This window comes from Bacillus sp. 2175, assembly GCF_057812155.1.
Map to the genome: position 1 here is coordinate 3,213,887 of NZ_CM173819.1, position 21,454 is coordinate 3,235,340.

Genomic DNA, 21,454 nt, shown 5'->3' on the forward strand with positions numbered 1-21,454 from the left:
AACATTAAAATATAGACTTATATTTCATTTTGAATTATCATATAGATAGATTACGCCCCAAAATTCCTTTTACCTTTTCATACATCTATAATCCACCTGAATTGTGTCTGTATGAAAGTGTAAAACAAAAGAATGTAATTTACGTTGAACCATGTTCTATCGTAAAAATCAAAAATAATACAAACATTATAAGCGGCCGTAACCTTATGGATTATACAAGGTTACGACCGCTTATTTTATTGTTACATCATTTTTTGTTTTTAAAACTTCATCTATTGTGTTATGTAATCCTTCCAATCCCTTTTCTATCTCCCTATAATTTTCAACAATAAAAAATTCATTCGTCTCGATTTTCTTTCTCAATATTGCACCTCATGCAACAATCATGTAGCATTACCGTATCGAAGTAATGGTTCATCATCTTAAACCTTTCGACTAATTTTTTGGAGGTAAAGTGATTGAAATGAATAAACAAGAACAATTAAATGTTATAAAAAAAGATTTTATTGATTCTCAAAAAGTATTATTGGCAATTGGCGATGAAACACGTCAAGCTATTTTGTTAGTTCTCATGGAAACGGAATGTCAAACCGGATTACGTGTAGGAGAAATTACGAAACAAACACACCTTTCTCGGCCAGCGGTATCACATCACCTAAGGATTTTACGAGAAGCCGGTATTATTTTAATGCGAAAAGAAGGTACAAAAAACTTTTATTATATTGATATACGTACAAAATTAGGTGTATTAAAAAATCTTGTGTTAGATATTGAGAAACTATTGCACAACTTTTATTAAAATTTGGAGGTATAAGAAATGAAAGCAATGATAATTGATAAGTACGGAAAAGTTCCAATGCGCATGGCAGAGGTACCTACTCCTGAAATAAATCAACATGAAGTGCTCGCAGAAATTCATGCAGCTAGTATTAACCCAATTGACTTTAAAATACGTGATGGAAAAGTAAAGATGTTACTGAAATATGAAATGCCTCTAATCCTTGGTAATGACTTTTCCGGTGTCATCGTGAAGGTTGGATCGCAAGTAACTCGTTTTAAAGTCGGCGATGCAATATATGCACGTCCAAGAAAAAATAAGATCGGTACTTTCGCGGAATATATAGCCATTCATGAGGATGATATAGCTTTAAAACCAAAAAATTTAAGTTTTGAGGAAGCGGCGTCGATTCCACTCGTTGGCTTAACATCCTATCAAGCACTACATGATATTATGCATTTACAAAAAGGACAAAAAATATTAATTCACGCTGGGTCTGGTGGTGTTGGTACTTTCGCAATTCAGTTAGCAAAAATAATGGGCGCTACCGTTACAACAACTGCTAGTGAAGCTGGTTCTGATTTAGTAAAGTCTCTTGGCGCAGATCAAATTATTAATTACAAAACAGAAAAATTTGAAGAAATACTCAAAAATTATGATGCAGTATTTGATACAATCGGCGGAACAACACTTGAAAAATCATTCAATATTATAAAAAGCGGAGGAAACATTGTTTCCGTTTCAGGTATGCCGAATGCTCGCTTCGGTAAAGAATTTGGTTCAGGCTTCTTTAAAACTCTCTTATTTTCATTAGCCAGCAAAAAACTTACTGCACTTGAAAAAAAGCATAATGCTCAATATTCATTTTTATTTATGAAGCCAAGCGGGGATCAATTACGTACTATTGCAAACTATATTGAAGCCGGAAAAATCAAACCGGTAATCGATCGAGTTTTCCCTTTTGAAGATGCTCAAAAAGCAATGGAATATTCAGAGTCTGGAAGAGCAAAAGGAAAAATAATTGCAAAAATTAAATAATAATAAAAACCTCCATTTTCTTAAAATGGAGGTTTTAAATTTGCTGTTAAATAGACATAGTGCAATGAAGTCCTTACAATAGATTGCAAGGGGAAATATTATATTATACTTTTAGTTAACTTTACAAAGAATACATACGTACAAATACATAACTTAAAATACAAAAAGGAGGAGATACAATGACTAAAAATAATGAAACAGGTTGGAATTTAGATAATAGTTATACGACTTTACCACAATCATTTTATACAGAAATCCCCCCTACTCCCGTAAGTTCACCGGAGTTAGTTAAACTAAACCATTCATTAGCGATATCTCTTGGCTTGACCCCTGAAGAACTGAAAAAGGAAGCTGAAATTGCTATTTTCGCTGGTAATGCACTCCCAGAAGGAGCTCATCCATTAGCTCAAGCATATGCTGGCCATCAATTCGGACATTTTAATATGTTAGGCGACGGTCGTGCTCTTTTAATTGGCGAACAAATTACTCCTTCAGGTAAGCGTTTCGATATTCAACTGAAAGGTTCTGGCCCTACTCCCTATTCACGCCGAGGAGATGGTCGTGCTGCACTCGGTCCGATGCTACGTGAATATATTATTAGCGAAGCAATGTATGCACTCGATATTCCAACTACCCGCAGTTTAGCAGTTGTCACAACCGGTGAACCAACATATCGTGAAACAAAGTTACCTGGAGCAATTTTAACTAGAGTAGCTAGTAGCCATATACGCGTCGGTACATTTCAATATGCTGCAGCTCGTGGTTCAATAGAGGACCTGAAATCACTAGCTGACTATACGATAAAAAGGCATTACCCAGAAATTGAATCCCATGAAAACCGATATACTGCATTACTACAAGCAATCATTAAAAGACAAGCTAGTCTTATCGCAAAATGGCAACTTGTTGGATTTATTCACGGTGTAATGAACACTGACAATATAACGATCAGTGGCGAAACAATTGATTACGGTCCTTGTGCATTTATGGACAATTACGACCAAGGAACCGTATTTAGCTCTATTGACACACAAGGTCGTTATGCATATGGAAATCAACCATATATGGCCGCATGGGATCTCGCACGACTAGCAGAATCTTTAATACCGATTCTGCACGAAGATGATGAAGAAGCACTAAAAATCGCTCAAGACGAAATTTCGAAATTTAGCGTACAGTATGAAAACAATTGGTTCCTTGGAATGAAAAAGAAATTAGGACTATTTAGCAACGAAGAACAAGATCAATCACTTATTGAGCAACTTTTAAAAATGATGGAGAAATATAAAGCAGATTACACTAATACATTCCGTTCATTAACTCTTGATACGTTAGAAAATATCCCTCTATTCGATAGTCCTGAATTTAAAGAATGGTACAAACTGTGGCAATCTCGATTAGAAAAACAAGAAGAATCGAAAGAAAACGCCTACGAGATGATGAAAAATAATAACCCATCAATCATCCCGAGGAACCACCGTGTAGAAGAAGCACTAGAAGCAGCTGTTACAAATGACGACTATAGCGTAATGGAGAAACTTCTTGAAGCTTTATCAAATCCTTATGCGTATTCTACAGATCAAGAAGAATACTGCATTCCGCCTGCACCGACGAATCGCCCTTATCGTACTTTTTGTGGGACTTGATTAAAAATTTGTTTTTATTTTAACCCAAAATTTATTAAGTTAACTATTAATCACAAACTTAAAAGTTGCTTTCAATATTGAAAGCAACACATTTAGTATCCACCCTTAAACAAGTCACAAATTATAATTTGTGACTTGTTTAATTACCCACGTTCAATAGAAGGTTTGTTTTGCAGGCATCGTTGTATCTTCAGAGACAGCATATGGATTTTCATTAGGTTTTATAATTATAAACGTTCCACCATATCCACTGTGAGCTAATTTATTGCAAAGACCTTCTACCATAAAACCCCATAACTCCAGCTGCTATTCCCATTATAGATAATCCAAGTTTTTTCTTTATTTTAATGCTTCTTTTTCAAATATTCTCTTTTTTATTTCATAACTCATAAAAAAATACTTTTCTGCTTTTTCTATATTACCTACTTTATGAAACTCTAATGCCAGACTTTCAGTATATTCGTGAATATACTCCGATAAATTTTTTCTTTCAAAGTAAGAAAAACCTTCAAGAATAATTTTTTCTATTTTTTCTACCTCTAAATGCTGACAAAATCCCTTTAGAATTAAAAAGTGATATCTATATTCATCATTTTTTAATTCCTCACAAACCTTCAATCCACTTTCAATTAATTCCTTCGCTTTTTCTATTTCACCTAATTTATAATATTCTCTTGCCTCTAAAAAGATTGCCTTATAATGAGTAGGCATTTTTTTAGAAACCTCAGATAAGTGTCTAATTGCTAAAACTGAAAGATTTTGACTCGCATACAATAAACCTAAATTATGTCTGATTCTTAATACTAACATTTCTGCATCATTTTTTTGTAAAATGTTTATTGCTGACGCAATATATTCCTCACCTTTATCATGCTGCTTTAATTCCGAAAAAGATAATCCTAATATATTTTCGCACAGCGCTATGTTCACTTCATACCCTGCTTGTTTAACAAAGATATCTCTTGCCTTTGAAGCGTATTCAATAGCTGAATATGCGTAATGCAAGTGGTATTTTAATATAGCAACTCTATAATTAAACTCTGCATATTCAATTTCATCTGAAATATGCTCTAATAACCCTTCAGCTTTTTCAAAATAGTTGCTAGCTTCACTATAATTAGTAAGAATTGTATAATGAATGGCTTTGAATAAATAATAATAATAATTAGAATATTCATCATTTGGTTTAGGCAATGCATCTATTTTATCAAAAGCTTTTTTCAAATTACCTAAACCATCTATTAGCACTTTATATCGAAATTCTAACAGATAATAGTGAAATGAAACCTTTATATCTGATTCGATAATATAAAGCTTTTTATCGATCTCTTCTTTTAATTTTTTTGCCTCACTTATACGTTGAGCTCTAATATCTCGATACCAATCATTCAGCATCTTATTAATTAATTCATTGCCAGTGATTTGTATATTCATCAAATCCACTCTCCTTCTTTTAATTATCATAAAAATAACATAATTCGATTATTTATATCTATCTATCTATATATATATTTCTCAACAATTGAACGAAATTCATTCACTGAATTTTGTTCAATATTTTAATAGACCCGCTGTAAATATGAATACTTTTTCTTATAACCTCTGAATATGAGTATCCTTAAAATCCGTCTCATATTTCAATCCATATCCAAACATTCGATCCATTCCAATATGTGCTGTCCATATTAAGCCAATCATTATAACGGTATCTATCTTAAAATAGACACCTATTAGAACAATTAATATGGATATGATATATGTGTGACATACATTATATATTTTCGCACCAACGTGATTATTAATCCCATATGCTAACATTGATAGATCCGGCGCTAAAAGGAATACAAAAAATATAATCCAACTAAACTCATATATCGAATACATATAAATCGTGGCTAAAAATACAACCATTCCTTCAAAATGTACAATACGTTTTTGCATTATTTATCATTCCTATTTTTCTATATTTATTGATACATTTTCATCGCTGAAAGTATTCTTTGTATTTTTTGACCAGATGGTTGCTAATATTGGCCCTGCAATGTTATGCCATACTGCCGCTAATACACTTGGGAGTGCAGCAACCGGTCCAAAATGTGCTGTCGCCAGCGCAACACCTAAACCTGAATTTTGCATTCCTACTTCTATTGAAATAGCCCTTCTTGTCCCTTCGTCTAGTCCAAGTACGAACGCAGTTATATATCCGAGCAAAAAACCGAAAGCATTATGGAGCATCACCGCAATAAAGATAAGAAGTCCTGAAGAAGTAATGCTACTTACATTTGCTGAAACAACTGCAGAAACAATTATGATAATTGCTACAACTGATATTAAAGGAATAACAGTCATTCCTTTATTAACGATATGAGGGAAAAACTTTTTCACTACTAGTCCTAAAATAATAGGCACAATAATGACTTGTACGATAGAAAGAAACATGGACATAGCATTTACTGGCATCCATTGCCCTGCAAGTAATAGTAGAATGAGCGGTGTAGCAATTGGTGCTAGTAACGTTGATACTGAAGTCATTGCAATAGACAACGCTAAGTTCCCTTTTGCTAAATAAACCATAACATTTGATGCAGTGCCACCCGGTACTGAACCGAGCAACACTAACCCAGCTGCTAATTCCGCTGGCAGATTCATAACGTAGGCTAGTACGTATGCGACAAGTGGCATAATAATAAACTGAGCACATACACCGATAATAACTGGTAATGGTTTTGTAGCTATGATTTTGAAATCAACAGCCTTCAATGTTAATCCCATCCCAAACATGACAACCCCAAGTAAAATCGTTATGTAACTAGTTAATCCGAGAAATGGCGCGGGAATGAAATATGCAATAGCTGCAATACAAATAACCCAAAATGCAAAATACTTTCCAGCTATATTACTTATCGCTTCTAGTACTTTCATCCACTCAGCCCCTATTTTTTAATTGAAACACCTTTTTCGGATTCAAAATATTTTGCGGATCAAGAACTTTCTTTATTTTCTCCATTACAAATAATGCCGCCCCATGTTCTTCTTCTTGATACTTTCGTTTCCCGATTCCAACGCCATGTTCTCCTGTACACGTTCCTCCTCGTTTAAGAGCATACTGAACGATACTTTCATTTATTTCGTCTGCCTTCTTCACTTCCTCCTTATCATTTGTGTCAATCATTAAGAGTACATGGAAATTCCCATCCCCAACATGACCGAGAATACCGCCAATAAGCCCTACTTTATGTAATACCTCTTTCGCATGTTGAATCGCTCCAGCTAATTCCGAAATTGGTACACATACGTCTGTACTCATTAGCTTTTTACCAGGATAACTATGCACGTAAGAGTACGCTAAGTTATGTCTTGCATCCCACAGCTTATTTCTCGCTGCTGTTTCCGTCTCAAACGCAATTTCTATACATTTATGATCAAGAACGATTTCTTTCGTAAATTCAATATCTTGCTTTAACCCTGCTTCATTGCCGTGAAACTCTAAAAACAGTGTCGGTTCTTCTCTGTAACTTGTTTCATTGTAATAATTTACTTGTTTCATAGATAATTCATCAACGAGTTCAATTCTCGCGATTGGAATACCTGCTTGTAATATGTTAATTACAGCTTCTACTGCATCATTTATAGTTGGAAACGATGCCCTCGCAGCCATAACATGTTCTGGTATACCGTATACTTTTAAAGTTAACTCCGTGAAACATCCAAGTGTTCCTTCTGAGCCTACGAAAATACCATTTAAATGATAACCTGATGATGACTTCGCCGCTAAATTCCCGGTATGTATTACTCCTCCATCAGCAAGAACGACTTCTAAATCTCGAACTTGATCACGCATTACCCCATACTTTACCGCTGTCGTTCCGCTCGCATTTGTAGCAGCCATTCCTCCTAACGTTGCATCAGCTCCTGGGTCTACACTAAAAAATAATCCATACTTTTTCAATTCTTTATTAAGCTGAGAGCGCGTCACCCCTGGCTGTACTCTCACAAGAAAATCCTTTTCTCTTATTTCAAGTATTTTGTTCATAAGAGAAAAGTCCATTGTAATTCCTTTTTCGTAAGGAATTACATGTCCCTCTAAACTGGACCCTACTCCAAATGGAACGACAGCTGTTCCGTGCTGAATCGCTATTTTCATTATCGCGCTAACTTCTTCGGTCGTTTTTGGAAAAACAACTACATCAGGTAAACTACTACTATGGTAAGATTCATCTTTACTATGTAACTCTCGTACTGTCATATTTATTACTACTCGATCTTCAGGAAGTATGCCTTTTAATTCATTTACTACATGTTCAATTGTTATTTCCATAATCAACTCTCCTTTTTAATTTTAAAACAAGTATACCATCTTTATACAAAATAATTAGAAAAATAAGATTATTAAACCTGAACATACAAAAAAGAACCTGCAGCACACGCTACAAGTTCTTTTTCACTACATTTTAAACGATTTCTTTATTAACAACATAAACCAAATTAAAGTAACTGCCATCAACGAATGAGAAAATCCTACAATATAAGTTAACCCTTTAAAGTCAGCTCCATTTAACTGAAGAAGCCCTCTCGCTGCTAGCGAACCTAACATTAATGTTAATGCAATATTATGTAAAACAAACCACTTATTAAACCCTTGCACTTCATGAAACGCGAATACTTTTGCTAATCCTAAAGCAATTAAAAAGAAGAAAAAGCCAAGTACAAGTGTATGCGTATGCAAAAGATTTAACAAAGTAGACCCTAAAATCCCTTTATACTTACCATACTCCCTAGCGAAAATCCCTGATAATAAACCGATAATCAAATACGTAAACGATGCATTATATAATTTCTTCATTATGTACCTCCTTGAGTAGAATGTATAGTGTGTCATATTTAGTAATAATGATAGTTATATAGTAAAAACTCCTAATCACCTAGGAGTCATTGTATAAGCATCTCACTCTTTACAATCAATCCTAATTATAAGATATCTCTCTATACAAAACAAACGAACTTTATGTGAACAAACACCCCCATTAAAATATGTTGCACTTTTGTTTTACACAATCCATACTAATTGTTATAACTTTTTAAAGGTGGTGTAATTATTGATAGTTCTTGAAACTGAACGTCTTAATCTTCGCTGGTTTGATATAAAAGACGCTCCTTTTATTCTTGAGTTAGTAAACGATCCTGCATGGATTCAGTTTATCGGTGACAAAGGAGTTAGTAACTTAGAAGATGCAAAAAATTATATTGTAAACGGTCCCATCGATATGTATAACAAACTTGGATTCGGCCTTTACTTAGTAGAACGAAAAAAAGATCTCACTCCACTTGGTATGTGTGGCCTTATTAAAAGAGATTCATTAGAAGACGTTGATATCGGGTTTGCCTTTTTAGAGACATTCCGTTCAAAAGGATATGGCTACGAGTCAGCTTCTGCGATAATCGAATACGGTGTACAAAAGCTCGGCATGAAACGAATTGTAGCAATTACTTCTGTAGATAACATCGCCTCAGGAAAGCTTTTAGAAAAAGTAGGATTACGATTTGAGAAAATCATTTCAGATTCAGGAGAAGATTTAAAATTATTTGGGTATAACGCATAGTAAAGAAGGTCGCCGTGAATGGCGACCTTCTTTACTATTTTACTAATCTTGTCATAATACTTTTAGTTCCATTATAGTTTTGCAGTAATTCTTATGATTATCACTATTCCTTTCATATCACATTTTTGGAAATTCATAGAAGTGAAACTTTCACACCCGAGTAAATTATATTAATATATTAAACAAAGGAAATGAGAATAAATGGAACAACCGCTATTTTTATTAGTTCTTCAATTCATTGCATTCATATTAATCATTTGTATCGTATATGGAATGTTATACAATACCGTATTAAATTTAAATATGCCTAAATGGACTGCACATATGGTAGCTACGGTATTTTCCCTTGGTATTGCCTATCAAGCTTTTATAAATTTTATTTGAAAAACTTTTGTAGCAATTACTTCTATTGTTGATGCAGTAAAGCTTTTAGAAAAAGCAGGATTGCAATTTGAGAGGGTTATTTCAAGATCAGAAAACGTAACCATTTTTTATAAAGTCTTTCCAGCGCAAAATAGTGAAGAAGTTAGTTCCGCTAAAAATGTGTTTGCATAACAAGGAATGAATTTAATTGATCCTGCAAAAATTTTATTTGAATTCTGGTTCTATTGTTTGGAATCGTTCTAGGGTACCATTTGTGTGGACTTTAAAAATTTTCATTTGCGCACCAAAATGTTGAGTTAAGTAAAATGTATCACTAGTTATTAAATTTCCAATCTTCCAATCAGGTTGATATGTACTTTCCATGGAACTTTCTAAATCCCCAATCATTATTAAATTGATATATAATGAAGATGAATTACTCAACATTTTCGTTAAAGATAGTCTATCAACCTCTAACTACCTAATGAACTCCAGTAAACACATCTTCAGTCATTTTAAGAGGTACAAAAGGCACCCTTTCGGGTGATTTTTGTATAAAAATTCTATTTTTTTATATTCGATACCAACCACGAACCTTTTTAAAATAATAGTATCATTATGTCTCCTTTTTAGAGATTATTTTTAATTACCTTGAATTTTTTGCACCAGAACCGGAAAATCCCTGACTACACGAAATATCAACTATCAAGTGCTAATATTCAATAACGCGTACTGAAAATGATTAAACATTTTTATAAACCAGTGGAACATTTAAGAAATCAATTTTTCTCTTATCGAAATTTAATTAGCTTACAGTAATACAGTGGTCATATATTTTTAAGAATAACGGAAGAATATATAGAAATTGCTACAGAAATGTGAAGTTTAATTAATTTAGGAGGAACAAACTTGTTTAATCAGCTTGTAAAAGTTATACCGAATTTATTTACGATTGGAAATTTATTGTGCGGTGTTTTCTCAATCACCTTGAATATGAGTGAATATTTAGGAGCAGCCTCCATTCTCATTTTCTTTTCAGCTGTTTTAGATTTTCTTGATGGAAGAATTACAAGAAAATTAAAAGTGAACAGTGAGTTTGGCGTAGAATTGGATTCCTTAGCTGATATTGTTAGTTTCGGCGTCGCTCCTGCGCTTTTATTTCATACGATAGCAACACCTTCTATTTTAACTTCTTTGGCATTTATCCTATTCCCAACAATGGGTGCTTTAAGATTAGCTAAATTTAGTATTAAACCAACTATTGGATATTTTAAGGGATTACCTATTCCAGCTGCAGGATTATCATTGGCTGGTATGGCATTGTTTTCATATAGTAATGCATGGATTACTTTAATCCTCGCCCTCTTAATGGTAAGTCCCATTAGGTTTAAAAAATTTTAATGAAGGTCACGCCCAACGCCATTAAGGAGCATTTTAAATGGATTTAACGCGTCAATAAGTATAAAAAAGCGGGACAATAATATTAAATTAGGTGCCCTTCGAAAAATTAAAACCTTGTATTTATGGCTATTGGGTTAATCCATCGATATGTTATTCTGAAACGTCAATCCACTTTTAACAGGAGCTCCCTTTATCAAGAGAGCTCCTGTTCTTATTTCTTCTTCTTTTCTGTCGGTTGGCTTTGTTTAGCAAAATTAGATGAATCATCAAAATTCGGTTGCTTTTTACCAGCATTATTACTTCTACCTTTTCCCATATGTAATGCACCTCCCCTCCCCCTTACTATTCCCAATAAAAAAATTCTCTTGCATCCAAGAGAATTTTAAATTGGGTTCTTATTGATACTACCTAAGTACTTCCAACACTGCCATTTCATAAAAGATGGATCCAATGTTAAATTATTTAATGCTAAAACAAATATTACATTTTCATATTTAACTGGATAATCAATTAATAATCCTAATGTATTTCCTGAAGCTGCAACAATTATGATTCCCTTTTCTAACACGTCATCTATAACTTCTTTTAATTATTCTTACCTAGCATATAATATTTTTCTACACATTGAGATTGCTTGTTGTATAAGGAAGCTTTTCTTTTTTCCATGCAAGAAATCCTCCCTTTAAATTCACTACTTCCTTTATACCAGCTCTTTGTAAAATACTAGCTGCTATAGCGGAACGTAATCCGGTTCGACATTGCAAAACTATTGGAAAATCTTTCGGTATATAATCTAGTTGTTCAAATAGATTACCTAAAGTGATATGTATTGCATCATGAAGGTGTCCTTCCTCCCACTCTTTTTTACTACGCACATCGATAACCTTAACGCTTCCACCTTTTATATGCGGATATAATTCAATCGATGTTTTTTCTTTGTAACTTTCAAATCTATCAAGTCTTTGTATTACTTTTAAGGGTGCAAAAGCAATAATATTATCTAACCCAATAGATTCAAATTCTCTAATAACTGCCTCTACTTTAACCTTTTCCTCATCTAGAATTATTAAAGTTTCTTTTTTATAATCTAATAACCATCCACACCAAGTTGTGAAAGAATTGTTATAAGGTATGTTAATTGACTTCTCGATATGACCTGCAGCAAAACTCTCTACATCCCTTATATCAACTATTTGATGAACGCTCTTCAAAATTTCTTGAAGTTCTTCTACTGTATTAATAGCAGTACTTTTTCTCTTCTTACGAATTGGCGGACCATACTTATTTAAATTCTTCATTAATGAAAAATACTTTGGAGGCTCTGGCTGTCCCGTCAATAAAGTCGATATAAAATCACTTTCTTCATTACACTGAAATGCCCAATTGAACATCTTTTCATAACCTAATGTAGAAGTTGGAATTGCTCCTAATGCTTTTCCACATGCGCTTCCCGCACCATGTGATGGCCATATTTGCAAATAATCAGGAAGTATTTTTATTTTTTGTATAGAATTAAATAATTGTTTCGCTCCTATTTTTGCAGTATCCTTAATACCGACTGCAGTTTCTAATAAATCCGGCCTTCCTATATCTCCTACAAATATAAAATCACCTGTGAATATCCCTATCGGCTTATCATTCGTATAATTATTTTGACTTGTATCAGTTATTAAAAAAGAAATACTTTCAGGCGTATGCCCTGGGGTGTGAATTACATTAAATTTTATATGACCTACTTTAAACTCCGTGCCCTCTCTAACCAATTTGTATCGACCTTCGTTAAGATATTGATATTTCCAATCACAATCCCCTTCATCAGATACATATAAATTTGCATGGTAAAGAGTAGAAAGTTCTCTAGACCCAGAAAGAAAATCAGCATGAATATGTGTCTCAGCCGCAGCAATTACTTCCATCCCCTCTTTCTTAGCAAATTCTATATATTGTTCTATATAGCGACTAGGATCAATAACGATTGCTACGCCTTCTTTCTGACAACCGACTAAATAGGAAGCATGTGCTAATTTTTCATCATAAAAATATTTTAAAAGCATATCTATTCCCTCCAATTAGTTATTTCAAATTGATTTTCAATTTTTGTAACCATTTTTTATCTTCTCCTATAGAATCCCTTTCAACATTAAATTCCAATACATATATGGCAACATATATCTTTTAAGTAAAAACATACTATACCTTTCTTTCGCTTGATTAAATGGAAACGTTTCTTGTGGCTCATGTTCATAGTTAAATTCAGCGAGTATAAGACTTTTATATCCTGTAACAATCGGACATGATGTATATCCATCATATTTAGCCTGTAAATCTCTTCCGCTAAGTACGTCCATAATATTTTGTTTTAAGACGGGTATTTGTTTTCGAATTGCTGCTCCAGTTTTAGAGGTAGGTAAATTGGTACAATCTCCAAGTCCAAAAATATTTTTATATTGCACATGCTGCAAAGTATAAGGGCTTATATCTACCCATCCCTGATGATCACTTATCTCACTCTCTTTAATAAAATTAGGTGGCCCCATTGGTGGAACAACATGTATCATACTATATGGTACGGTTTCTCTTTTTAGTGTTTGCGTATCTTCAAAAATTGCCTCTCTCTTTTCGGCGATAATTTCCACTAAATTTTTATTATAATTCGTTATAATTTGCTTTCTTTCTAGTACTTGTTCTAAAGTATTTGCATATCGTGGAACCTGAAATATGTTATTGTTTGCAGAATAAAACATTACTTCACTTCTGTTTCTTACACCACTATTACAAAAATACTCCTCTGCTAAGTACATAATTTTTTGTGGAGCACCACCGCATTTAATAGGAGTATTAGGGTGGGTAAAAAGCGCATTTCCTCCTTTGAATTTTTCGATTTCTCTCCAAGTAGAATCAACATATGTATAAGAATAATTGCTACATACCCCATTAGTGCCAATAGACTCTTTTAAACCTTTAATACTGTCCCAATTTATTTGTATACCAGCTGCTACAATAAGAATTTCATATTCAAGTAACAGTCCGTCATCTAAAAGTATCTTATTTTCAGATGGAAATAACTTAACAACACTTTTAGGGATCCACGTTGCCCCTTTTGGAATAAGCGATTCCTGATTACGCATCGTACTTTCCTTTGAAACAATTCCTCCCCCCACTAAACTCCATAGTGGCTGAAGGTAATGTTTTTTTGATGGATCAATAATTGCTATACTTTCTTTAAATAGGGGTACATTTCGTAATAAATGTGCAGTAGAAGATAGTCCTGCTGTCCCAGCACCAATTACAATAATTTTATAACTATCTCTGGTCTTCATTATCCTCTTCCTATCTAAAATTGATTTTTAAATTAACTAATTAGTAGCCATTTTTTCATCGTAGTAACATTATTATAAGTTAAAAACACCATAGTTTTATCTGATTTAAATGAAAATTTTGTTAATTTTACCATCAACATTACTATATGCGTAAATCCCTTATGTTACTTCCATATTTTAGTTTTAATATTAAAACTTTATATTTTTATATAAAATAAAAATAATATATTAAAATACTTTTCATGAATCCGGATAAGTAATGTTAAAAAACAACATCTAACATCTTAGATGTTACAATAAACAAATTCACATACTTCACAAATATGAAAAGTATTAAATATCACTTAAGTTTCGTTACCTTTTCTTCTGTATATATTGATAAAAAATTGTGAAATTTTATCGCATTATGCAAGACATTTAATATCAAATATATTACTTTCACTATGAACTAAATGGTTTATAGGAAATTTATAGATAAATAAAGTGCTAAATTGACTCTTATGCAGTAATTATCGTTTAATTTATCGAAAAATTGAAAAAATATGTGTAGATAGATATCATTTAAAATACATATATAATTAATTTTAATTTTCCGACACGTTTTTTCACATAGTTCTTAAACTAGTTTTTTGCGTGCATTATGAAAAAAATTGTACCGTGTCAATCTTAAAAAATTATATATCATAACTTTAAGAGAGGAAGGAAAACTATGAAGATGAAACGAAAAATCATTATGACAACAGCACTTGCAGCTACGTTAGCTACAGGTGCACTACCTACTACCTCGGTGTTTGCTGCAGAAAAGGAGGCTCCTATTCAACCAAAAGAGGCACAATTAAGTATTCAACCTTTTGCACAAAACAATTTGGAAACAGCCGTTCAAGCTGCCTTAAATGGTCCAGAAGTCAAAAAAATCAAAGTATTTGAACATGAATTTAATGTAAAAGAAATAGAAGTAGTAAATCTAGGTGCAGGAAAAAAATATGTTAAGGGGCAAATCTCTCACCATTTAAGTTTTCGTCCAGATGATCAATTTTATTATGAGTTTACAGTACAAGATGGAAAGGTACTAGATAAACCTGTATTTAATATTGATAGAGGTGGTTGGACACCATTTGCTGCTCCACTTTTATCAATTCTTGCTGCGTATAATGGAATTCCAGTTAATCCAAATGATTTAAATGCACTTGGTCAGCAGATTGGTAAAGTTATAGATGGAAGCTGGGAACATGCAGCTCAATCAATTGCAACTGTAGTTAGTCTAAGTTTTAATGAGTAGAATTTTTCAATTTTTATTAGCAGTGTAGAGATCCGCTTTTTGTAATCAGCCTTGTTATAAGAGATTCTAAAACAGCTATTAATAAATTTTTACCACTCAATCACATTATCTTGATTTGTTTACCACCTTATCATTCATTATATGTCACAAAATAGAAGTCTTTTTTAGGACTTCTGTTTTGTTTGTATTCAATACGATAAACAGTTGTTTTTTGGAGGCTATACTTCGAGTTTTCAAGAATCCGTTTGACTATTAGGGACAATTTATAATAAAAAATTATTAAAGTCTCAAATAACTTACTCCCCCCTATTGTTAATTATTTTTAAATACAAAAATTTATTATCTTAAGAATGAAAAACAATAAATATAGTAAAAAATCATCTAACAATTGTTTAAAGGTCAGGAGAGAAAAAATGAACAAAATAAAAATGAGAAATTTCTTTAAAATTAGCATCCTTACTTGTATTACACTAGCAAGTTTAAATAGACCATCTACTATTTTAGCTGATAGTCATCCAGGTTACTCCTATGAATCCAATATAGGGTATCAAAATCCATCGTGGATGTCGAAAATAGAAGATTCAACAAAAATAAGTGAAATATCTATTCCAGGGACTCACGGTACGATGGCTTTACATGGAGCGAGTTTTCTTGATGAAAATTTGACAAGAAATCAAACTATGAGTTTATCCCAACAATTAAATTCCGGAATTCGATATGTAGATATGCGTGTTAAACGTGTAAAAGATTCTTTTGCAATGTATCATGGCGTTGTAAATCAAAAAGCTGTGTTTGAAGATGTGTTAAAAGAGACCATTCAATTTTTAAAAGATCATCCAACAGAAACAATATTAATGCGCTTAAAAGAAGAAACTACTCCTGAAAGTGGATCTCTATCATTTGAGGAGATATTTTTAAAATATAAAAACGTTAATGCTTCATATTTTTGGGATCCTAATTCCGTACCAACTTCAGATAGAAATAACCCTACTTTAGGAGATACCCGCGGGAAAATTGTAATCTTACAAAACTTTACATCCGCTCAATTGTACGGGATTGATTACGAAGGTTTGAATATACAAGATAAATTTGAAATTGGAAGCGGACCAGACGAAATATATACAAAATGGATTGCGATAAAAAACCATCTACAAAATACAAATACTAATTTTAATAATGAAAAAATTTATCTCAACCATTTTAGTGGTACGGGAGGCGCAGCCGCATTTTTAAATAATGTATATCCTTGGTTTGTTGCAAGCGGAAAAGAGAGCAGAAATACTGACAGTAGTCCTAAATTGATTCAAACGAATTCCACTAATGCGTGGAGTGATTTTCCTCGCGATAGAAACGGACAAGTATACTATGGGGGGATGAATACACTTGGGACCGAACTCTTACAACAAGGCGCAATTAAACATTCTGGTATCATCGCAGCTGATTTTCCCGGTCCAGGTTTAATTGATAGTATCATTAAATTAAATGGTATACATTCAAATGAAAAAGAAATATTAATTTCACAAATATCATCTGAATCTAGTCCTTTATCAGGGCAACAAAATCGATCCAGCCAAAACTTTAAAATTGATAGTTTACCTGTAGGTACCAAAGAATTAAAATGGGTTATTGAGCCTTCAGAAAAAGATTATCCTTCTACTATTTCTTTCAATGTAATGATTGATGTTTCCCTAGGAATAGATTCTACTCGTTGGAAAAATATTTTACATGAATCTAGGACTGAAGCTTACACAAATACTAAATATTATATTGCAAGTCCAATTGGTGCCACTAGCAAATTCACAGTGAAAATATATGCTATTACAAATTAGAAAATAAAGAATCCAAATGGAATTCCTTTTTGATGGAATACCATTCGGATTCTTTTTTGATTTTAATTCGTTAACATTAGGATGATGATTAAATTTATTAATATACCATTTAAACCATTAGATAATTCATGCTTGGAACGACCCTTACTTTTTAAAGAGCAATCCAAAATTGTTAACTACCTTTTTCAGCTTATCACTTATTCAAAACTGGCTTCCAAAGCGATAAAGCAAAAATCCAATTTGAGTCGCCATTCCCTTGATGATTTTGAACCGCTTCGTACACTTTCCCCTCATGTACTACTCTATCACCTTTAGTATATGCTTTTCTTGCATCCCATTTTTCATATGCGGGATCCTCTAACTTTGTTGTTACATTCAAAACATCACTTCTACTAGATTCATTTCCAGCTAAATCAACCGCCGTCACTACATATTTATACGATGTATTAGCCTTCAAATCTTTATCCATAAAAGATGTATTAGCCGCCGTCCCAATTTTATTCATAACCCCAGCGCTTTCTCTATATACAATATAATGGTCAACACCTACATTATCTTCTGACGGACTCCACATTAAATTAACAGTTGTCGCTGTTGTACCCATACTATGTAATCCTTTTGGCTGAGTTGGAGCCTCTATATCTGGGATTGTATGTGTTGTCTTAACCTTCAGTTTTTCACTTTCTTTTGATATGTTTCCAGCAGAGTCTAATGCCTTTATTGTATAAGTATATTCCGTATCTGCTTTTAATTTTTTATCAATAAAAGTTGTACCTGATACCGTATCAATTACTTCTCCATTACGTAACACTTGATATTCTTTTACACCTATATTATCAGTGGAGGCCTTCCATGTTATTTCAACACTATTGGCAGAAACTTTAGAGGCATTTAATTCAGTTGGTTGACTTGGAGCTACTGTATCAGGAGTTTCATTATTTACTAAATTTACATCAACTACATTATAAAAAGCGTTTGACGTATCTGCTACATCCCATACAGCTAAAATAACATGATAACCATTACGATCAGTTGGTACATTAATTGTATGTGTTAAATTATTTGATGCGGCCGAACCGTCATGTTTCACAGTTCCGATTGGTTCTAATTCAGCACGTGTTAATGGTTTGTTAGGATCCCATCCTTTTTTGGTAATGTAATAATGCCATTTACTTGTAGAATGTGGCGCTGTATATTTCCATGTAAATGTATTTACTCCACCTTTAATTGTGTTTTTGAACCAACGATTTGATGTTTGTTGGTCAAGAATACCTCCAAACAATCCTCCTGCCGAAGCAATTTCCCCATCAATCGGTCCACTATCTGGAAATCCTTTAGGTGCTTCTAGACTTTGAGGTTCATACATTACATTTCCACAATTTAAATTTAATGCCCCATAATTCTGACTACATAAAGCAGCACGACTACTCGGCTTTTCAACAAACCCATGTGCATACGCACTTTGAGGAGTCATTGTGATTGCCGTCATGCCTGCAGCCAAAACACAAGCACCAATCCCCTTTTTACTTGTTCTTAATCTTTCCAATTTAGATGTTAATTTCAATTTCATTTTTGTCCCCCCAATATATTGCTTTCGCTAATATAATAGCAATATAGGGATAAACGAACAAATCGTCAATTAATATATTAATATCTCTCATAAATTGGTACATTTATTATTATTTTTAATCTCCTATAAAAATAAAGTAAATACAATTAAGGAATTTTGTAACATTATGTATTAAAAGAAGAATAAAAACCCCATTTAATTTCACAAAAAATTCAAATATTAAAACAAAAAAATCCTCATGTAGGAAAAATAAATTTTTTATATTACAAAAAGAAAAAAAGTCTGGAAAAAACCGATTATATCCGTTTCTTCCAGACTTCCGCTACTTTTATACCACTCACAAATCCTTTAACCTTAAACATATACACTTGAGGTTAAAACACATATAATACCCCTACTAATTCAAACTAACGCTTAATTACTTATAAAATAACTTAAGGTATCTAGCTTAACTGTATTTTCTTTATTAATAGCTATTTTCTATTCTGTATTTCCTTACTTTAAACAGATTATCAAGAAATTGTTAACGTTTAAGAAAAGAGAAAGTATTTAAAAATCTAGTTTTAACTATCAAATTTTAATAATTTATTGTGTTATTTTTATCTAATAAGGCACAGAAACAAAAGATGAACTTCAGTGTGCTTTAGAAAAGGTTCTTAGGGTGAAACGTTTAAAGGGTATTTTAGTACTGGGTTTTTATTAAATGTTCCTGTACCTAATATTTAAATTAACGGATGTCAAAATATTTTACAATACGAGTATTAAACGTTACATATTTTTATATAAAATGATACATTTCATCAACACGCCTCTTCTAATCTTTATGATAAATATAGAAAATTCGGCTCTTTAGGATTTTATTTTAGAATTCTCATAAAAGTATATAATAGATTAGACACATAATTGTCACAAATTAATAGTTTATCTACTTTATGATTACCTATGAAAATTTTATTACCACTTCAATATTTATCGATAAACTAAAGCACTCTATACTTACAATTTCTTAAAACCCTTTTAAATAATCTTTCAAAAGAGTCGCTAGTTTTATATTTTTTATTTTTTTATTGTACATTTGTACATTTGATGTTAGGATTATGCCTATTAAAATTGAATCCTAACGATTCTTCTTTATAATTTCCATGTTTTAATTGTTAAATAAAAATATAGATTCTGATATATATTTAAAATCAGAACGAAAATGTCGTTATTTTACAATGATTTCGTGGAATACCTTTAGAATGGAAAGATATATGCAACAACGTGTTAAGGGCTTACAGGGGGAACAAAAATGAGAGACTTTTTTGATGATAAGTATAAAAATATTGAATTAAAAAGGAGGTTAATAAATTTAATAAGTGAAATTAGCGAATTCAAAGGAAAATTAGCTGCTTATCAGGAACAAAACCCAGACATATTTAATAGCTTAGAAAAAACTATACCACTACATTACATAAAAAATTTCACAACTATTTATGAGGATATAAAAGTTCCTAATAAAAGATTAAAAGAACTTATTTTAGATGATATCGTACCTCAAAATATTTCGGAAGATGCTATTTTTTGCTATTATCAAACACTTTCTTTTGTACATAAAAACTCCTGTACTTTATTAATCAATCCAGCAACTATACAGGAATTACATTTTCAACTAATACATTACATTACCTCTGACAGTGCCAAATGGCGTGAAAAACCTTTTATCATTCCAGGAATTCCAGAACATGGAATGCACTTGAATAGTTACCGCATTCTTCCGCATGAACTTATTCCACAGTTTATGGAGCAATTATGTGATCAATACAACTCATTAAATACTAGTAAGGGGCTACATTCACTTTTATTAATAGCTCGTTTTATATTAAATTTTTATTGCATAGTCCCTTTCAATCAAGGTAATAACAGGCTGGCATTTATGTTAATGCAATTGCTGTTAATTAAGAGTGGACATACATTTGTAAAATATGTATGTTTGGATAAATATATTAAGAAACATGAATCTGATTATTACAATTCGCTTTATAAATCTTCGGTGAATTGGTACTGCGAGGAACATAATAATAGCTTTTGGTTAAAAACGTTTTTAACCATTATATTAGAGGCTTACAAAGATCTTCATAACACAGTTCTAGATTCTATATGTAAACATACTAAAGTTGAGAGAATTCAGGATTTTATACTTAAACAAAAACAACCCTTTACTAAGGAAAGTATTCGTAACACTTATCCAGACATTGCAGAGAGTACAATCAGTAAGGCTTTAAATTCCTTGCAACTGTTTGGCCATATTAAGCTAGTTACAAAAGGAAGAAACGCAAAGTGGATTAAAATTTGACCATACTTTCAAGATATCTGAGCTTCAAAAATTCAATAATAACTTTATCATTGAATTTCATTTTAATTTTAAGCTATTATTACTTTTTTAGTTATTTCTAATTCCAACAAAACAGTTTATAGGAAAAGGTCCGCTTCCCTCCGCCTTTTCCTATAATAAAATTAAATATAGACATAGAATAATTGTCGAAAAAAGTCGTATTTTAATATTTTTTCTTTATTTTCTGGTTGTAAACGTTTCACTTTCATGTTACCATCTTAATCAAACAATAGATGGTAACATGAAAGTATTTCTT

General features: G+C 32.2%; 20 protein-coding genes. 9 read left to right on the top strand and 11 right to left on the bottom strand.

Going from position 1 to position 21,454, the window contains the following annotated elements:
* Positions 1 to 231 precede the first annotated feature (231 nt).
* On the bottom strand, positions 232 to 363 hold the full coding sequence (locus ACXKY9_RS16755) for a hypothetical protein (RefSeq protein WP_001227549.1): 132 nt from the start codon (positions 361 to 363) through the stop codon (positions 232 to 234).
* Between the two features lie 91 nt (positions 364 to 454).
* On the opposite strand from ACXKY9_RS16755, the gene ACXKY9_RS16760 reads away from it, so the two are divergent.
* The 3 genes from ACXKY9_RS16760 (at position 455) to ACXKY9_RS16770 (ending at position 3,462) form a co-directional block, all read left to right on the top strand.
* A complete protein-coding gene (locus ACXKY9_RS16760; protein WP_000571880.1) occupies positions 455 to 799 on the top strand; it encodes an ArsR/SmtB family transcription factor in 345 nt (114 codons plus the stop codon).
* Positions 800 to 817: 18 nt separating this feature from the next.
* Positions 818 to 1,816, top strand: coding sequence for an NADP-dependent oxidoreductase (locus ACXKY9_RS16765; RefSeq protein ID WP_000646425.1), 999 nt, complete (start codon positions 818 to 820; stop codon positions 1,814 to 1,816).
* 179 nt (positions 1,817 to 1,995) lie between these two features.
* Positions 1,996 to 3,462, top strand: a complete 1,467-nt coding sequence (locus tag ACXKY9_RS16770) for a protein adenylyltransferase SelO (RefSeq protein ID WP_000164926.1) — start codon at positions 1,996 to 1,998, stop codon at positions 3,460 to 3,462.
* Positions 3,463 to 3,615: 153 nt separating this feature from the next.
* Here the strand turns inward: ACXKY9_RS16770 and ACXKY9_RS16775 are convergent, their stop codons facing one another.
* The 6 genes from ACXKY9_RS16775 to ACXKY9_RS16800 form a co-directional block, all read right to left on the bottom strand.
* The gene (locus ACXKY9_RS16775; RefSeq protein ID WP_000229164.1) at positions 3,616 to 3,747 is read right to left on the bottom strand and encodes a hypothetical protein; all 132 of its coding nucleotides are present in this window, start codon (positions 3,745 to 3,747) and stop codon (positions 3,616 to 3,618) included.
* A 54-nt stretch (positions 3,748 to 3,801) separates the two neighbouring features.
* Positions 3,802 to 4,896 (bottom strand): response regulator aspartate phosphatase, encoded by a 1,095-nt coding sequence (locus ACXKY9_RS16780; protein ID WP_001025499.1) that lies wholly within the window; start codon positions 4,894 to 4,896, stop codon positions 3,802 to 3,804.
* Between the two features lie 159 nt (positions 4,897 to 5,055).
* On the bottom strand, positions 5,056 to 5,403 hold the full coding sequence (locus ACXKY9_RS16785) for a DUF4260 domain-containing protein (RefSeq protein ID WP_001172063.1): 348 nt from the start codon (positions 5,401 to 5,403) through the stop codon (positions 5,056 to 5,058).
* Between the two features lie 12 nt (positions 5,404 to 5,415).
* Positions 5,416 to 6,384 carry a bile acid:sodium symporter family protein gene (locus tag ACXKY9_RS16790; protein ID WP_000865826.1) on the bottom strand — a complete coding sequence of 323 codons (969 nt, stop codon included), beginning with the start codon at positions 6,382 to 6,384 and terminating at the stop codon, positions 5,416 to 5,418.
* A 4-nt stretch (positions 6,385 to 6,388) separates the two neighbouring features.
* Positions 6,389 to 7,780, bottom strand: coding sequence for an FAD-binding oxidoreductase (locus ACXKY9_RS16795; RefSeq protein ID WP_000406572.1), 1,392 nt, complete (start codon positions 7,778 to 7,780; stop codon positions 6,389 to 6,391).
* Between the two features lie 126 nt (positions 7,781 to 7,906).
* Positions 7,907 to 8,305: a DUF2871 family protein gene (locus ACXKY9_RS16800; RefSeq protein ID WP_000737896.1), complete on the bottom strand. Its 399-nt coding sequence runs from the start codon at positions 8,303 to 8,305 to the stop codon at positions 7,907 to 7,909.
* Positions 8,306 to 8,558: 253 nt separating this feature from the next.
* Between ACXKY9_RS16800 and ACXKY9_RS16805 the strand changes: the two genes are divergently transcribed.
* Positions 8,559 to 9,062, top strand: coding sequence for a GNAT family N-acetyltransferase (locus ACXKY9_RS16805; protein ID WP_000636208.1), 504 nt, complete (start codon positions 8,559 to 8,561; stop codon positions 9,060 to 9,062).
* Positions 9,063 to 9,263: 201 nt separating this feature from the next.
* Positions 9,264 to 9,446 (top strand): hypothetical protein, encoded by a 183-nt coding sequence (locus ACXKY9_RS16810; protein ID WP_000437514.1) that lies wholly within the window; start codon positions 9,264 to 9,266, stop codon positions 9,444 to 9,446.
* 204 nt (positions 9,447 to 9,650) lie between these two features.
* On the opposite strand, the gene ACXKY9_RS16815 is transcribed toward ACXKY9_RS16810, so the two are convergent.
* Positions 9,651 to 9,833: a DUF5065 family protein gene (locus ACXKY9_RS16815; RefSeq protein ID WP_031303325.1), complete on the bottom strand. Its 183-nt coding sequence runs from the start codon at positions 9,831 to 9,833 to the stop codon at positions 9,651 to 9,653.
* 501 nt (positions 9,834 to 10,334) lie between these two features.
* Here ACXKY9_RS16815 and pssA point away from each other — a divergent pair.
* On the top strand, positions 10,335 to 10,826 hold the full coding sequence (gene pssA / locus ACXKY9_RS16820) for a CDP-diacylglycerol--serine O-phosphatidyltransferase (RefSeq protein WP_000483082.1): 492 nt from the start codon (positions 10,335 to 10,337) through the stop codon (positions 10,824 to 10,826).
* A gap of 617 nt (positions 10,827 to 11,443) precedes the next feature.
* Here the strand turns inward: pssA and ACXKY9_RS16825 are convergent.
* Together ACXKY9_RS16825 and ACXKY9_RS16830 are read right to left on the bottom strand one after the other, a co-directional pair.
* Positions 11,444 to 12,880: an MBL fold metallo-hydrolase gene (locus ACXKY9_RS16825; RefSeq protein ID WP_000925328.1), complete on the bottom strand. Its 1,437-nt coding sequence runs from the start codon at positions 12,878 to 12,880 to the stop codon at positions 11,444 to 11,446.
* 66 nt (positions 12,881 to 12,946) lie between these two features.
* A complete protein-coding gene (locus ACXKY9_RS16830; RefSeq protein WP_000857308.1) occupies positions 12,947 to 14,146 on the bottom strand; it encodes an FAD/NAD(P)-binding oxidoreductase in 1,200 nt (399 codons plus the stop codon).
* 709 nt (positions 14,147 to 14,855) lie between these two features.
* Here ACXKY9_RS16830 and ACXKY9_RS16835 point away from each other — a divergent pair.
* A complete protein-coding gene (locus ACXKY9_RS16835; RefSeq protein WP_000782792.1) occupies positions 14,856 to 15,425 on the top strand; it encodes a hypothetical protein in 570 nt (189 codons plus the stop codon).
* 413 nt (positions 15,426 to 15,838) lie between these two features.
* On the top strand, positions 15,839 to 17,254 hold the full coding sequence (locus tag ACXKY9_RS16840; protein WP_001033590.1) for a phosphatidylinositol-specific phospholipase C: 1,416 nt from the start codon (positions 15,839 to 15,841) through the stop codon (positions 17,252 to 17,254).
* Between the two features lie 193 nt (positions 17,255 to 17,447).
* On the opposite strand, the gene ACXKY9_RS16845 is transcribed toward ACXKY9_RS16840, so the two are convergent.
* Positions 17,448 to 18,824, bottom strand: a complete 1,377-nt coding sequence (locus ACXKY9_RS16845; RefSeq protein ID WP_000769026.1) for a lytic polysaccharide monooxygenase — start codon at positions 18,822 to 18,824, stop codon at positions 17,448 to 17,450.
* Between the two features lie 1,291 nt (positions 18,825 to 20,115).
* Between ACXKY9_RS16845 and ACXKY9_RS16850 the strand changes: the two genes are divergently transcribed.
* Positions 20,116 to 21,159 (top strand): Fic family protein, encoded by a 1,044-nt coding sequence (locus ACXKY9_RS16850; protein WP_001204210.1) that lies wholly within the window; start codon positions 20,116 to 20,118, stop codon positions 21,157 to 21,159.
* Positions 21,160 to 21,454 lie beyond the last annotated feature (295 nt).